Here is a 15,797-nt window from a genome sequence, read left to right as displayed (position 1 = left end):
CCAGCCGTTGCGCAGTGCCCCGTCGCGCGCGATTCCCAGGCAACCGCCGCCCGCTTTGACCGGGACGGCACTACCCACGAGTTACGCATCACCATGAGCGAAGAGACCACTGCCCTGCCCCCGCGTGAAGCCATGGAATTCGACGTGGTCATCGTCGGCGCCGGCCCCGCAGGCCTTGCCACCGCGATCCGCCTGCGCCAGCGCGCCATCGAGGCCGGCCAGGAACTGTCGGTGTGCGTGCTGGAGAAGGGCTCCGAGCCGGGCGCCCATATCCTGTCCGGCGCGATCATGGACACCCGCGCGCTGACCGAACTGTTCCCGGACTGGGCCGAGCGCGGCGCGCCGCTGAAGCAGAAGGTCACCCGCGACGAATTCCTGTTCCTCAGCCCCGAGGGCGCGCGCAGCACGCCGCATGCGCTGCTGCCGGAGTGCTTCCACAACGAAGGCAACTACATCATCAGCCTGGGCGAGGTCACCCGCTGGCTGGCGCAGCAGGCCGAGGCGCTGGAAGTGTCCATCTTCCCCGGCTTTGCCGCCGCCGAAGTGCTGTATGACGACGCCGGCGCGGTGATGGGCGTGGCCACCGGCGACATGGGCATCCGCAAGGACGGTTCGCACGGGCCGAACTTCGAGCGCGGCATGGAACTGCATGCCAAGTACACGATCTTCGCCGAAGGTTCGCGTGGCCACCTCGGCCGCCAGCTGATCGCGCGTTACCAGCTGGATGCGGGCAAGGACCCGCAGGCCTACGGGATCGGCATCAAGGAACTGTGGCAGATCGACCCCGCCAAACATGAGCCGGGCCTGGTGGTGCACACCGCCGGCTGGCCGCTGGACAGCGACACCTACGGTGGCTCGTTCCTGTACCACGCCGACGGCGGCAAGGTGGCGGTGGGCTTCGTGGTCGGTCTGGATTACCGCAACCCGTGGATGAGCCCGTTCGAGGAGTTCCAGCGCTTCAAGACCCACCCGTCGATCCGCAAGCACCTCGAAGGTGGCAAGCGCATCGCATACGGCGCGCGTGCGATCACCGCCGGTGGTTTGCTGTCGCTGCCCAAGACCGTGTTCCCCGGCGGTGCACTGGTCGGTTGCGAGGCCGGTTACCTCAACGCCAGCCGCATCAAGGGCAGCCACGCCGCGATCAAGACCGGCATGCTGGCCGCCGATGCCGCCTTCGATGCGCTGGCCGCAGGCCGCCAGCGCGATGAACTCAGTGCCTACCCGGCCGCGTTCGACAGCAGCTGGCTGCACGACGAACTGAAGCAGTCCAAGAACTTCAAGCAGTGGTTCAAGAAGGGCCGCACCGTCGCCACGCTGATGACGGGCATCGAACAGTGGCTGCTGCCCAAGCTGGGCATCCGCAACCCGCCGTGGACGCTGCGCCACAGCAAGGCCGACCACGAGTGCCTGGAACCGGCCGCGCAGCACACGAAGATCGTGTACCCCAAGCCGGACAACGTGCTCACCTTCGACCGCCTCAGCTCGGTATTCCTGAGCAGCACCAACCACGAAGAAGACCAGCCCAGCCACCTGACGCTGAAGGATGCCAGCGTGCCGGTGCGGATCAATCTGGCCGAATATGCGGGTCCGGAAGCGCGCTACTGCCCGGCCGGCGTGTACGAATTCGTGGGCACCGAAGGCCACGAGCAGCTGCAGATCAATGCGCAGAACTGCGTGCACTGCAAGACCTGCGACATCAAGGACCCCACCCAGAACATCGTGTGGGTGACCCCGCAGGGCGGCGGCGGCCCGAACTACCCCGCCATGTGAGGCGCGGCGCCTGCGGCCTCGCGGGCGCAGGCGCACAGGCGTAGAGCCACGCCATGCGTGGCTGCGCGGGAATGATCGGCACCGGATGCAGCCACGCATGGCGTGGCTCTACCCATCCAGCGAATCCAGATAACCCTGCAACGCGTGCTCGAACGCGGTGATGTCGGGCGCGCTCGCCGCCGTGCCCTCCGTCTGGATCTGCTGCATCAGCACGCGCGCCTGCGCGGCCAGCGCTTCGGCGCCCAGCGTGCCCAGGCCGCCGACGATGCGATGCAGGACCTCCACCGCCGTATTGCTGTCGCCCTGCTCGCGCGCCTCCAGCCCACGGCGCAGGTCCTCCGTGGTGGCCTGGCGCATGCTGTCGATGAGTACTCCGGCCACGTGCTCGGAACCGAACCGGCGCACGATCGCCGCGCGTGTCGGCGCGACCGCCGGCACGCCGGCATCCACGCTGGGGGCGACGGCCAACGGGTCATCGTCCGCATCGTCCGACGGCAACCAGCGGCGTAGTGCCTGGCGCAGCGTGGCCAGGGCCACCGGCTTGGCCAGCAGGTCGTCCATGCCGGCCTCGCGGCAGCGCTGGCGGTCTTCGGCCAGCGCGCTGGCCGTGAGCGCCAGCACCGGCAGCCGTTTCCCGCTGCCGCGTTCGCTCTCACGGATACGCCGCGTCAACGTGTAGCCGTCCATCACCGGCATGCGGCAGTCGGTGATGACCAGGTCGAACGTCGACGCCTGCAGCAGCGCCAGCGCGGCCTCGCCATCCACCGCCAGCTCATGCTGCAGCCCCAGCTGCTGCAGCCGCCAGCGCATCAGCGCCTGGTTGGTGGGATGGTCTTCCACCACCAGCACGCGGCGGCGCGCCTGCCCGGGTGGCAGCGGTGCCACCTCGGTGCCGGGCCGCTGCTCGTCCTGTTCGGCCTCTTCGCCCGGTACCCGCGGCAGGGTCAGCAGCACCGACACGCGCGTGCCTTCGCCCGGCACGCTGTGCATGTCCAGCCGGCCCCGCATCAGCCCAACCAGCCGCTGGCAGATGCTCAGGCCGAGCCCGGTGCCGCCGTAGTGGCGGGTGATCGCCACGTCGGCCTGCGCGAACGGCTTGAACAGGCGCTCGCGCTGCTCGGGCGAAATACCGATGCCGGTATCGGTGACGGTCAGGCGCAGGGTCTGCGCCACCTCGTCGTCGCGGTCCACGCCCAAGGTGATGCCGACCGCGCCGCTGTTGGTGAACTTGATGGCGTTGCTGAGCAGGTTGAACACGATCTGGCGCAGGCGCATGCCGTCGACCAGATGCTGCGGGGCCACGGCCGGTTCGACATCCAGGCTCAGCGCCAGGCCCTTGCTCGACGCCTGCGGCGAGAGCAGCTGCTGCACGTTGTCGAGCAGGCTGCGCAGCGCCACCGGCTGTGGCTCCAGCGGCAGGGCGCCGGCTTCGATGCGCGAGTAGTCCAGGATGTCATCGAGGATCTGCCGCAGCATCTGCGCCGAGTCTTCGATGACGCCGATGATGCGCCGCTGCTCACCGTCCAGGCCGGTATGCGACAAGGCCTCCACCATGCCCAGCACGCCGCTCATCGGCGTTCGGATCTCGTGGCTCATGGTGGCCAAAAAATTCGACTTCGCGGCGGTGGCGCGCTCGGCATCGGACTTGGCCGCATCCAGCGCATCGGCCTGCGCGCGCGCCTCGGTCACATCCACCCAGTAGCCGCTCCACATCACCGCACCGTCGGCGGCGGCATACGGCAGCGCGCGCGACCGCACCCAGCGCACCACGCCATGCGGGCTGGTGCGGAATTCCATGTCCAGTGCCGAGAAGTCGCGGGCCGCCTTCGCCATCGCGCGGCTCACAGTGTCGCGGTCGCGGGGATCGATCTGCTCGGCCAGCCGGGTCTGGTCGGCCATCACCTCCGACGCGCTGACCCCGAACATGGTCTGCAGGTCGCCGGTGATGTACGGGAAGGTGATGCGGCCATCGCTGTCGCGTCTGGCCTGGTAGACGATCGCCGGCAGGTTGTCGGTGACTTCCACCAGGCGCTGCTCCAGGCGTCGTCGCATGCCGACCTCGCGGCGCAGCCGCCAATACCCCCAGCCATGCACCACGATGCCGGTGAGCAGCACCAGCGACAGCGGCACCGCCCAGCGCGCGACCGAGCGCCAGTCCAGCCCGCTGCGGTATTCGGCCAGCAGCCAGTCGCCGCGGATCGCCGCCTGCTCGCGCGGGGTGATGTTGGCCAGCACGCGGTCGAAGGTGGTGGCCAATGGGGCGTACTGGCGCTTCACGGCCAGCGACAACTGGTCATTGAACCCCGCCGGCGCGGCGACATGCAGCTTGGCCGGGTACAGCTCGCGCACGACCCGGTCGACCATCGCCAGGTTGCCCACATAGGCGTCGGCATCGCCATTGGCCAGGCGCGCCAGGGCCTGCTCGACCCCGCGCGCAGGCACGATGCGTGCGCGCGGCGCGTACTGCAGCACGTAGCCGCGCAGGCGCTCGGGGTCGGAGAGCAGGATGCTGCGCCCGTCCAGATCGCCCAGGCCCAGCACCGAGCGGCTGTTGCTGGGGGTGACGATGACATTGGGCACGCTGACGAAGGGCTGGCTGAACACCCAGTCATCGCCCACGTAATGCGCGTCATTGGGCATGCCCATCACCACGTCGACATCGCCGCGGCGCATCTGCTCGCGCACCTCGAACCAGTCATGCGCCGGCACGCGGGTGAGCTGGGCGCCGACCATGCGCAGTTGACGCAGGTAATCCCCGGCCACGCCACTGGGCTCTCCCGCCGCATCGATGAACGACAGCGGCGCGCCGTTGGGCGCGTACCCCATGCGTAGCGGCGTTGCCAGCACGCGGCGTTCGGCCTCGCTCAGGATCAGGCGCGACTGCGCCGACCACTGCAGCGGTGGCAGCCAGCGTCGGTACACGGCCTGGCGCTGCGCCGTGGTGAGCGTGGACAGCGCGCTGTCCAGCGCTTCGGCCAGCGGCTGGCGCGCATTGGGGACGCCAAAGTGCAGCCGTTCCGGCGGCAGATCGCTGGGGCGCATCAGGGCGATGTCGTTCATGCGCTCCTGGCGGATGAGCGTACTGGCCACGTGGGCGTTGCCGATATAGATGTCGGCTTTGTCCTCGGCCACCATCGCCAACGCCGCACGGGTATCGGCCGCCATGACCTGGCGGGCGCCTGGAAACCGTGCACGCACCTGCCCGCTGGTCAGGAATTCCTGCTCGGTGACCACGCGCAACCCGACCAGATCGGGGTCGGCCGACGCGCGGCTGTCGCCCTCCCGCGCGACCAGGGCCAGCGGCGCATCGGCATAGGCGCCGGTGTACACCATGCAGCGCGTACGGTCCGGCGTGAGCGTGATGTTCATCACCACATCGACCTCGCCCCGGCACGCCGCATCGAGCACATCGGCCCAATCGCGATACATGCGGACCTTGACCTGAACGCCAAGTTGGCGCGTAAGCAGCATCAAATAGTCGTAACCGAGCCCATCCGGACGACCGTTGTGCATGAATTCAAAGGGTGGCCAGCCGCTGTCGTACAGGCCCAGTATGATGGTAGGGTTCCGCTCGATCCACTCGGCCTGGCGCGGCGACAACGAGGGCGCTGGCGCAGGCGACGCGATGGCCGAGGTGACCAACGCGATCACCAGCCCCAGCGCGACCAGCCAGCGGACAACGGAGGTACGCATGCTGTCTGATCTCCCAGGAATGAACCGCCCACCGCAGCGCCCCCTCAAGGGCCGCTGCCTTACAGGCAATACTAGTCCATGACCCTGCGCATAATCATCGCCGACGACCATCCTGTGGTCCTCATTGGCACCAAAAACGTGATCGAAACCAGCGGCGTGGGCCAGGTGGTGGCTCAAGCAAGCAGCGCCGACGCGTTGTTCGAGGCATTGCGCGATCACCCGTGTGATGTACTGGTGACGGACTACTCGATGCCGATACCGGGTAGCCAGCAGGCTGACGGTTTTCCCATGGTTGGCATGATCCGGCGACGTTTTCCGGACCTTCCGGTGCTGATGCTCAGCGTCTCCAACAACCTGGCGATCCTGCGCATGGTGGTCTCCACCGGCGTGCTGGGGCTGGTGGACAAGGCCTCGTCGATGGATGAGCTGCCGCTGGCGATCCAAACCGTTTACCGCGGGCAGCCGTACATCAGCCGCACATTGAAGGCCCGCATTGACGCGATCGGCACGCAGGGGGTGGACGAGGACCGAGCCCGTCAACTGTCGCCACGCGAAGTGGAGGTACTGCGCCTGCTCAGCAGCGGCCTGAAGGTGAAAGAGATCGCCCTGCACCTGCACAAGAGCGTCAGCACCATCAGCAGGCAGAAGGGCGATGCGATGCTCAAGCTGGGCCTCAAGGGCGATGCGGAACTGTTCGACTACCTGCGCGACGGCCATCTTTGAACGACCACCGCGTACAAGGCCTCGATAACGACGAGGTGACCGCAGACTGGCCGGCCATCGGTGACGGTGAGCTGGCCTGGCTGCGCGAACACCACGCCGCGCTGGACGGCGACTGCCGGCTGCTGTGGCACAGCCCGCGGCCGTTCTCCGCTGCGGCGCTGGTCGACTGCGGGGGGCGGCGCTGCTTCGTCAAACGCCATGCCGTGCAGGTGCGCCCGGCGCGCGTGCTCGAGGAGGAGCACCGCTTCATGGCGCATCTGGCCGGCGCAGGCCTGCCGGTCGTGCAGGTGTTGCCCGCCCGCTCGGGCACCACCGCGCTCGAACACGACGGCTGGACCTACGAGGTCCATGCAGAAGGCGCGGGAGAGGATCTGTACCGCAACTACCCGTCGTGGACGCCGCTTGCCCATGCCGCGCAGGCGCACACGGCCGGCGCGATGCTGGCCCGGCTGCACCGTGCCGCCGCCGACTACCACGCGCCGCAGCGCGGCACCCACCTGCTGGTGGCGCGCGACGACCTGATCCGCGCCGCCGACCCGGTGGCGGCACTGCGCCAGCAACTGGCCGAACGCCCCGGCCTGGCCGCCTACCTGTCGCGCCAGCCGTGGGAACAGGACCTGCAGCGCGCGGTACTGCCCTGGCAGCGCGCGCTGGCCGGGCGCCTGCAGGCGGAGCCGGTGCTGTGGGGCCATAACGACTGGCACGCATCCAACCTGCTGTGGAGCGGCCACGGCCCGGACGCCAGCATCGCCACCATCTTCGACTTCGGCCTGGCCTCGCCGGCCAGCGCGCTGTTCGATCTGGCCACGGCCATCGAACGCAACGCCATCGCCTGGCTGGCGGATGACGCGGACGGCCCGGTCGCCCACCCGGACATCGCCCTGGCCCTGCTCGCCGGCTACCGCCAGGAGCGGCCCCTGTCGGCGGCGCAGGTGCACCTGCTGGCCGATCTGCTGCCGGTGGTCCACCTGGACTTCGCGCTGTCGGAAGTGGAGTACTTCCAAGGGGTTACCGGCTCGAGCGCCAATGCCGACGTGGCCTACCACACCTTCCTGCTGGGCCATGCGGACTGGTTCGCCGGGCCGCGCGGGCGCGCCCTGCTGGGCGGCCTGCACGCCGCCGCCTGACATCCAGGCTCGCAACGGCCGCCGTTTGGTGGAAAAATGACCGCTGAAGCGGGGGTGCCTGGCGTTGCCAGGCTGAGAGAGTCCCTTGGAACCTGATCCGGTTTGCACCGGCGTAGGGAGCTTTGAGCAGCGAGCGCACCGACCTGGTGCGCGCGTGCGCCTTCGCTTCGTCTCCTTTGGCTGATGACGACTCGAATGAACCGCTGCTACCGCCTCACGCTCCTGACCGCCGCCCTCTGCGCCGCGCTGCCGCTGCATGCCAGTGAGGCCGATGCCGGCACGGGCGAGCGTTCGCCTACCGACCTGGCCGGTGTCCGCGTGCAGGCACGCAAGCCCGCCGCGGCCCTTCCGCCGTCCAGCAGCTTTGGCAGCGCCGACTGGAAGAACACGCCGGCTTCGGTGAACGTGCTCGACGCCGCCGTGCTCGACCGCCTGCAGGTACGCACGCTGTCGGAACTGGCCCGCCACGATGCGTCGCTGGGCGACAGCTACGCGCCGGTCGGCTATTACCAGAACATCGCCATTCGCGGCTTCGCGCTGGACCCGGCCACCGGCTACCGCTTCAACGGTCTGTCCATCGCCGGCGAACAGCGGCTGGCGCTGGAGAACGTGCAGCAGGTGGAGATACTCAAGGGCGAGGCCGGCCTGGCCGCGGGCGTGATGGCGCCGGGCGGCATCATCAACTACGTGGGCAAGCGCCCCATCGACATCACCACCGTCACCCTGGCCACCGATTCGGAAGGCTCGCGCTACGCCGCGGTGGACGTGGGCCGCTGGCTCACGCCGCGCTTCGGGTTGCGCTTCAATGCCGCCTGGGATGACAGCGCGTCCTACATCGACCATGCCGACGGCCGCCGCAATTTCTACTCGCTGGCCGCCGACTGGCTGATCGGCGAGCACGGCAAGCTGGAAGTGGACGCCAACTACCAGACCAGCGCGCAGCGCTCGGCCTCGGGTTACCAGTTGCTGGGGGGCAGCGCACTGCCGCGCGGCGTGGACCGCAGCCGCATGCTCGGCCACCAGCCGTGGCAGCAGCCGGTGGGCATCGACAGCACCAACATCACCGCGCTGCATACCTACGATTTCAGCCCGGACTGGCAGTCGCGCGTGTCAGTCGGCCACAGCCGCTCGGTGATCGACGACAACGTCGCCTTCGCCTACGGCTGCTACTACGCCGCCGCCTGCGCCGATGGCAGCACGCCGGGCAATTACTTCGCACCGGATGGCGACTACGACATCTACGATTACCGCAGCCCCGATGACACGCGCCGCAATGACGAGCTGCGCGCCGAGCTGCGCGGGCACTTCGCCACTGGCGCGCTCACGCACGAACTGTCGGTCGGGCTGAGCGCGTTCCATCGCACGGTGGACAAGCACCAGAACGTCAACGAGTACGTCGGCACCGCCAACATCGACGATGCGCAGGTGCCGGTGTTCGATCCCTCGCCGCTGCAGCCGGGTCCGTCGGCACGCCGCCTGGACAGCTGGCAGCGTGCACTCTTCGCGCTGGACCGGATCAGCATCGGCGACGACTGGCAGTGGCTGGCCGGCGGCCGCTACGTGCGCCTGGACGAGCGCGCCTACGACAAGCGCGGCACCCCGGAACGGCACAGCCGCATGTCGCAGTTCCTGCCGCAGACAGCGTTGGTGTGGAAGGCCACCGACCAGCTCAATGTCTACGCCAGCTACGTTGAAGGACTGTCGCTGGGCCAGGAAGCGCCGTTCTGGACCTCCAACGGCAGCGCCTTCCTGCCCGCCATGCAGTCGCGCCAGCGCGAGGTGGGCGTCAAGTACGCGGCCACCGACGGGCTGATGCTGGGCGCGGCCGTGTTCCGCACCCGCCAACCGTTCCAGTACGCCAAGCCGGATGACAGCGAGGCCGGCTTCACCTTCGTGCAGGAAGGCACCCAGACCCACACCGGGCTGGAGCTGAGCGGCAACGGGCAGCTCACAGAGCGCTTGGCGCTGACCGCCAGCGCCAGCGTGCTGCAGGCGCGCGCACGCGATGCCGGCACGGCGTACTACGACGGCCAGCAGCTGGTGAACGTGCCCAAGGTGCGCGCCGCCGTGCACGTGGACTACGCCCTGCCCTTCGCGCCCGGCCTGGACGTGAGCGGCGGCTGGCGCTACGCCTCCTCCAATGCGGCGACGGTGGATGGCAGCGTGAAGGCACCGGCGTATTCGGTGTTCGATGCGGGCCTGCGCTTCCGGCACGCGCTGCGCGAGCATCCGGTGACCTGGACGCTCGCGGTGGACAACGTGTTCGACCGCTTCTACTGGCGTGATACCGGCAGCAGCTACGGCGATTACTACCTGTTCGCCGGTGCACCGCGCCAGGCGCGCCTGTCGGTGACGGTCGGGCTATGAACCCGGCCGTGCTCGAATGGTCGGCGGTGGTGGCCAGCCTGCTCGGGGTCTGGCTGATGGCGCGCCGGCGCATGCTGGCCTGGCCGGTGGGCCTGGTGGCGGTGGGGCTGTACGCGGTGGTGTTCATCGAGGCCAGGCTGTACTCGGACACGCTGCTGCAGGTCGCCTTCGGCGGCTTCCTGCTGTACGGCTGGCTCAGCTGGCACCGCCACGCCGAACAGGACGGCGCCATCGTGATCGCGCCGCTGCCGCGCAGGACGCTGCTGCGTGACCTCGCGGTGGGCATCGTGTTCGGCATCGCACTGGGCGCGGCCATGCACACCTGGACCAACGCCGCGCTGCCGTGGCTGGACGCGATGCTGGCGGCGTTGAGCCTGGTGGCGCAGTGGTGGCAGGCCCGGCGCCATGTCGCCACGTGGTGGCTGTGGATCGTGGTCGACGTGGTCTACGTGGCCATGTATCTGGTCAAGTCACTGGACGTGACCGCCGGGCTGTACCTGGTGTTCGTCGGCATGGCGGTGATGGGGCTGCGGGCATGGACGGCGGCCAGCCATGCAGAGGCTGCACTCAAACCGCGTTAGCCTGCGCGCATGAACCAGACCCCTGAACTGCTGCGCCGCCTGCTGCGGGCCAAGGACCGGATGGACCGCGCCCCGCACGAGGCGTGGCCGATCGCACGGCTGGCCGAAGTCAGCGCGGTCTCCGAGGCCTACTTCGCGCGGCAGTTCCGCCAGGCGTTCGGCCTGCCACCGCACCGTTACCTGCTCACCCGGCGGATCGAACGTGCGGTGGCGCTGTGCCGCGACACCGAGCTGCCCATCACCGAGATCGCGCTGCAGACCGGCTGGAGCAGCCTGGGCACGTTCGGGCGGATCTTCCGCGACATCACCGGGCAGAGCCCGGGCGAGCTGCGCGCCAGCCTGGCGCCGGGGTCCTCCGCACAGGCCCCGGAGTGCATCGCGCGCGCGGCGGGCCGCCCGGACCTCAAGACCTCAGTTTCGGAGAAGCGGCAGCGGTCGGGTCGGGAGTAAAAAGGACGCTCACACAGCGGAGGTCATATGAACCAGGGCATTGAAGTAGTGGGTCTATACGTGCGCGACCAGCAGGAAGCGCTCGATTTCTACGTGGGCAAGCTCGGCTTCGTCGTGCACAGCGACGTGGGCAACGGTGACTACCGCTGGCTGACCGTGCAGCACCCGCAGCAACCGGGCTTCCAGTTGGGCCTGTTCCGCCCGGGCCCGCCGGTGCACGACGCGGCGACCGCGCAGGCGCTGAATGCACTGGTGGCCAAGGGGGCGATGCCGCCGCTGGTGCTCACCGTGGACGACTGCCGCGCCACCCATGAACGGCTGAGCGCGGCGGGCGTGGAATTCATGCAGGAACCGGTGGAACGCTATGGCACGGTGGACGCTGGCTTCCGCGACCCCTCCGGCAATGGCTGGAAGCTGATCGAACGCGCCGCCGCGGCGGTCGCGTAGTTCCTCAGTCCAGCAGGAAGCGCATCGCCCCGGTGCCCAGCGCCGGGTCCGTACTGCCCGGCCGGCCATCTTCAATGCGCCCGGCAAGGCGCTGCATCAGGCCGGGTTGCAGGACCTCCAGGTCGTACCAGCCTGCCGTGGGCGCGGCGTTCCAGCGGATCTCCAGCGCCTGCCCCGGCGCCAGCTGCAGCTCCCGCTCCGGCATGCGGCCTGCGTAGACGGCGGCGCGCAGCGTGACCGCCTGCGCGGTGCCCGTGGTGTTGTTCAACTGGAGCTTCAGCTGCTCGCCCTCTCCGCTCACCGACGCCCGCACCGGTGCACCGGCGTTGGCCTCGCCACGGAACTGGCGGTGGAAGCCATTCGGCCCCAGCAGCCACAGGTCGTAGCCTTCCCCGGCGTGTATCGGCCACTGGTCCTGCAGGGGCGCGCTGGGCGCGACGGTGTAGCGGCGCGGAATCGCCTCCAGGCGCAGGCGGTCGTAGACATGCAATACCGCCGCCGCGCCTTCGCAACCCAGCGTCAGCTGCACGGTGGTGGTGTCGGCACCCAGCGCGATCTCCGCCTGTGGGCGGTACGGCAACGCGCGCGCCGGGCGCACGCCCGGTTCCTGCTGGGCGGGCACAAGGTCCACCGGCAGTTGCGGCACCGTGCGCCCGGGCAACGCGGCGGCACGTGCGGCCACCGCCGCCGTTGCGGGCAGCGAGGCGAGGAACGGGCGCGCATCGGACGCGGTGAAGTCGAAGGCACCGGTGAGGTCACCGCACACGGCGCGCCGCCACGGCGAGAGTTCGGGGGCGGCCACGCCGAAGCGGCGTTCGATCAGGCGGATCACCGAGGTGTGGTCATACACCTGCGAATCCACCCAGCCGCCGCGGCTCCAGGGCGAAATCACGTACAGCGGCACGCGCGGGCCGAGTCCGTACGGGCGGCCGCGCAGGTCGAGCGGGTCGGCGGTCTCGTTGCCCGGCGACGGATGCTGGTGATACTCGCCGTCGGTGGATACCGCCGACGCGCCGGCCCAGCCACCGGGAGCGTCGGCGTCGGCCGAGGGCGGTGCCGGCGGCGGTACGTGATCGAAGAACCCATCGTTCTCGTCGAACATCAGCAGCAACGCGGTGCGGCTCCAGACCTCCGGGTCGGCGGTCAGCGCGTCCAGCACGCGTGCGGTATAGGCCGCGCCCTGTGCGGGACTGGACGGCCCGGGATGTTCGCTGCCGGCGGCGTCGGCAATGATGAAGCTCACCTGCGGCAGCTGCCCCTTCAACACGTCTTCGCGCAGCTGCGCCAGGCCGCGCGTACTGACGCCGCGCTCGCGCAGAGCGGCGTCATGGCCCGGGGCGCCGCGCCATGCCTGCCGGAACGATTCGAAGCCGGCCAGTGGGTTGTCGGTGAAGTTGTCGGCCATGTCCTGGTAGATCCGCCAGTCGATGCCTGCGCGCTGCAGGCGCTCGACATAGGTGGTCCAGGTGTAGGAATCCGGGTTGCCGCCCAGCTCCGGGAAGTTGTCGTGCGAATTGGCCACGGCCGGGCCGCCGCCGCGCGCGTGCGGATCGTTGTGCCCGGTCCACAGGAACAGCCGGTTCGGGTTGGTGCCCGCCTGCATCGCGCAGTGGTAGGCATCGCATACGGTGAAGGCCTCGGCCAGCGCGAACTGGAACGGCATGTCATCGCGGCAGAAGTAGCCCATCGCGTGGTCCTGCTTGGCCGCCGGCCAGTGCGCCATGCGCCCGTGGTCCCACGCACGCTGCGCGTCTGGCCAGGTGTGCGGCGTGCCTTCCACGCGCATGTAGCCGAAGTGCGCGGCGGTATCCAGCGGGAACGGCGCGATGCCGTGGGTGCCGGCGGCGTTCGGCTGCAGCCACACGTTGCGGCGTGGCTGGCCGGCCGCCAGCGGCGCGGCCGGCACCACGAAGCGGTCGCCGAAGCCGCGCACGCCGGGCAGCGTGCCGAAGTAGTGGTCGAAGGAGCGGTTCTCCTGCATGAACACCACGATGTGCTGCACGTCCTCCAGGCTGCGGCTGCGCGCGTACGGCGCGATCGCCGCCGCGCGCGCGATGCTTGGCATCAGCGCCGCCAGGCCACCGGCCAGCCCGGCCTGCAGCAACCGGCGGCGGCCGCTGTCGGTCACGGGCGGGCGCGCTGGGCTCACAGGTCGACCCGGACCGAGAAGCCCACGGTGCGCGGTGCACCGATGAACGCCGAGTCGCTGCCATCCACGCCGGCCAGGTAGCGGCGGTCGGTGAGGTTGCTGACCACGAAGCTGGCGCCCACGCCCTTCAGCTTCGGCGACAGGCTCTGCAGGTCGAAGCCGATGTTGGCGTTGAACACCGTGGCCGAGGGCAGGCGGTTGTCGTTGGCCGCATCCAGGTAACGCTCGCCCAGGTAACGCCCGGACAGGCCGAAGTTCCAGGTGTCGCCCTGCCAATCGGCAGAGACCACCAGCACGTGCTTGGGCTGGCCGATCACCTGCGCGCCATCGACGATGCCCAGCTCGGTGTCGCGCGCCACGTTGCCGCTGCCCAGGTACTTGGAGCGGTTGTAGGTGTAGGCACCGTTGATGCGCCAGCCGTTGTCCCAGCCATAGCCGAGCGCGGCTTCCAGGCCGGTGCTTTCCACGCCACCAAAGTTCTCGTAGACGCCATCGGTCTCGTCCAGGTAGTCGATGCCATCGGCCAGCCGCGCGGGCAGGTAGACGATGCGGTTGTCGAACTTGATGTTGTACAGGGTCAGCGAGCCGGTCAAGGGCCAGCGGCTCACGCGCAGGCCGAGCTCGATGTTGTCGGCCGTCTCCGGTTCCACCCGCGAGAAGCGCTGTGCATCGGTTTCACCCAGCACGCCGGACGGGATGGCCGCGAAGTTCTGCGAGAAGCCGCCGAACAGCTCCAGCCCTTCCACGGGCGTCGTCCAGGTGCCGCCGGCGGAAATCAGCGGATCGGACTTCGAATCGGAGCGCACGTTCTCGGCACTGCCGATCACGCGGTTGCGCTTCTGGTCGACGAAGAACTGCTTGACGCCCAGGCGGGCACTGAACGGACCGAAGCGCGCCACGTCCTCGACGTAATACATCTGCTCGTCGGTCTTGTAGCGGTCTTCGAACTGCACCCAGTACGGCTGGTGGTCGAAGCTGATGTCGGTGCCGACGTTGAGCAGGCGGTGCCAGTCGCGGCGCACGCTGCGGTCGAACTGCTCCAGCCAGACGCCGGCGCGCACGGTGTTGTCCACGCTGCCCAGGGTCTGCTTCCACTCCATGTCGGCGGTGAAGCCGGCGCGGTCGTTGTCGTAGTGCGAATGGCGGTAGGACTGCACACCCTGTACGCCGGGCGCGTAGCAGTTGGGGTCGTACTCGGCGGTGAAACCGGCACGCGGCACGCAGCCGGCACGCATCTGCGCGGCGCTGCCGTCGGGATTGACGAAGTAGAACTGGCCCAGCGCGCTGCCGCCGTACACGGTGCTGCCGCCGAGGTACTCCGATTCCGGCGCGCCCGCGCCATCGTTGCGCGCCTGTACCAGGTAGGGCGGCAGCCAGTCGCCACGACCTTCCATCTTGTGCGCGTAGCCGGTAAGCGAGAGCTTCAAGCCGTTGCCGCTGTCGAACGCGCCGCGCAGGTAGCCGAAGGTGTTCTCGCGCAGCGCACGCGAGCCGGAACGGAAATTCTGGTCCAGGTACGGAACGCCGGTGAGCGTGCCGGTCAGGCCGTCGCGGTCGGGGTTGATGGCGAAGGCTTCGGGGGTGACGCTGGTGTATTCGGGTTCGTCGGCGTCGTTGTACGAGGCGTAGCCGCTCAGCGTCCAGCGGTCCAGTTCGGTGATGAACTTGGCGGCGAGATGGTCGTTGCTGACATGGCCGCTGCCGTCGATCCAGTCGTTGACGCGCGACGACGAGGCACTGACCCACGCGCGGGTGTTGCCGCCGAGCAGGCCGGTGTCGTAGCGCACGTAGTACTTGCGGGCGTCGTTGTCGCCGCCACCGGCGACCATGCGCAGGCGCTGTTCCTGCAGCGGGTCGCTGGTGAGGAAGTTCAGCGTGCCACCGAGTGCTTCGTTGGAGCGCGAGGAGATATCCGCGGTGCCCTGGCTGACTTCGATGGTCTCCAGGTCCAGCGTATCGATGTAGCGGTTGGCCAGCGAGCCGCCGCCGTAGCCGGAGCCGCCGTTGGGCAGGCCATCGATGGTGGTGCCGATCTGTTGGGTGTCGCGGTTGGTGACGAAGCCGCGCATGCTGATCTGCGTGCCCCACACCGAGGAGCCGGTGGCGTCGGCTTCGCTCACCACCACGCCCGGCAGTTCGTTGAGGGCGTTGTTGACGCTGCTCAGGATCTGCTGGCGGTTGAGCGTTTCCTGGCTGACGGTGGTCTTGGCGAAGCTCGTGGCCTGGCCGATGACCTGCACCTGGTCCAGCGTGCGTGCGTCATCGGCGGGTGCCGGTTCGGCGGCCATGGCCTGCACGGAAGCGGTGAGCATGAGGGCAAGCAGGGAGACGCGGGGATAACGGCCAGCAATGGGCATGGGTCATGGGCGCGGCAGTGGGGTCGGCCGGCAGTATTGGCAGCGGGGGTTACGTGGCCATGACATGAAATGCGCGATATCGCGATAGTGCGACGGCGCGCACGACGGGGTTTTCCGTCATGCGCGCCGTCGT

The 15,797-nt window shown here is 69.1% G+C and carries 10 protein-coding genes and 1 riboswitch; of the genes, 7 read left to right on the top strand and 3 right to left on the bottom strand.

What is annotated here, in order from left to right; all coding sequences use genetic code 11:
• Positions 1–93 precede the first annotated feature (93 nt).
• Positions 94–1,770, top strand: coding sequence for an electron transfer flavoprotein-ubiquinone oxidoreductase (locus tag ACOZHM_RS06940; RefSeq protein WP_421568410.1), 1,677 nt, complete (start codon positions 94–96; stop codon positions 1,768–1,770).
• Positions 1,771–1,878: 108 nt separating this feature from the next.
• Here the strand turns inward: ACOZHM_RS06940 and ACOZHM_RS06935 are convergent, their stop codons facing one another.
• On the bottom strand, positions 1,879–5,463 hold the full coding sequence (locus tag ACOZHM_RS06935) for an ATP-binding protein (RefSeq protein WP_421568409.1): 3,585 nt from the start codon (positions 5,461–5,463) through the stop codon (positions 1,879–1,881).
• A gap of 78 nt (positions 5,464–5,541) precedes the next feature.
• Here ACOZHM_RS06935 and ACOZHM_RS06930 point away from each other — a divergent pair, with 78 nt between their 5' ends.
• The 6 genes from ACOZHM_RS06930 to ACOZHM_RS06905 all read left to right on the top strand — a co-directional run bounded on the left by ACOZHM_RS06930 (position 5,542) and on the right by ACOZHM_RS06905 (position 11,158).
• Complete coding sequence (locus ACOZHM_RS06930; RefSeq protein WP_421568408.1) at positions 5,542–6,186, top strand: response regulator; 645 nt, start codon at positions 5,542–5,544, stop codon at positions 6,184–6,186.
• 35 nt (positions 6,187–6,221) lie between these two features.
• Positions 6,222–7,313: a phosphotransferase enzyme family protein gene (locus tag ACOZHM_RS06925; RefSeq protein ID WP_421568406.1), complete on the top strand. Its 1,092-nt coding sequence runs from the start codon at positions 6,222–6,224 to the stop codon at positions 7,311–7,313.
• Between the two features lie 40 nt (positions 7,314–7,353).
• Positions 7,354–7,449, top strand: a riboswitch (TPP riboswitch).
• A 59-nt stretch (positions 7,450–7,508) separates the two neighbouring features.
• Entirely contained in the window at positions 7,509–9,680 is a 2,172-nt protein-coding gene (locus tag ACOZHM_RS06920) for a TonB-dependent receptor (protein ID WP_421568404.1), read from the top strand.
• Positions 9,677–10,261 carry a nicotinamide riboside transporter PnuC gene (gene pnuC, locus ACOZHM_RS06915; protein WP_421568402.1) on the top strand — a complete coding sequence of 195 codons (585 nt, stop codon included), beginning with the start codon at positions 9,677–9,679 and terminating at the stop codon, positions 10,259–10,261. Before ACOZHM_RS06920 ends, pnuC begins: the two co-directional genes overlap by 4 nt.
• Before the next feature lie 9 nt (positions 10,262–10,270).
• The gene (locus tag ACOZHM_RS06910; RefSeq protein ID WP_421568401.1) at positions 10,271–10,711 is read left to right on the top strand and encodes a helix-turn-helix transcriptional regulator; all 441 of its coding nucleotides are present in this window, start codon (positions 10,271–10,273) and stop codon (positions 10,709–10,711) included.
• Positions 10,712–10,738: 27 nt separating this feature from the next.
• Positions 10,739–11,158 carry a VOC family protein gene (locus tag ACOZHM_RS06905; RefSeq protein WP_421568400.1) on the top strand — a complete coding sequence of 140 codons (420 nt, stop codon included), beginning with the start codon at positions 10,739–10,741 and terminating at the stop codon, positions 11,156–11,158.
• Positions 11,159–11,162: 4 nt separating this feature from the next.
• Here the strand turns inward: ACOZHM_RS06905 and ACOZHM_RS06900 are convergent, their stop codons facing one another.
• Together ACOZHM_RS06900 and ACOZHM_RS06895 are read right to left on the bottom strand one after the other, a co-directional pair.
• Complete coding sequence (locus tag ACOZHM_RS06900; protein WP_421568620.1) at positions 11,163–13,286, bottom strand: phosphocholine-specific phospholipase C; 2,124 nt, start codon at positions 13,284–13,286, stop codon at positions 11,163–11,165.
• Positions 13,287–13,303: 17 nt separating this feature from the next.
• Positions 13,304–15,664, bottom strand: coding sequence for a TonB-dependent receptor (locus ACOZHM_RS06895; RefSeq protein ID WP_421568399.1), 2,361 nt, complete (start codon positions 15,662–15,664; stop codon positions 13,304–13,306).
• Between the last annotated feature and the right edge of the window lie 133 nt (positions 15,665–15,797).

Origin of the sequence: Stenotrophomonas sp. PD6, from assembly GCF_049199305.1 — a bacterium.
GTDB lineage: Bacteria > Pseudomonadota > Gammaproteobacteria > Xanthomonadales > Xanthomonadaceae > Stenotrophomonas.
This window is presented reverse-complemented; position numbering and strand designations above follow the sequence as displayed.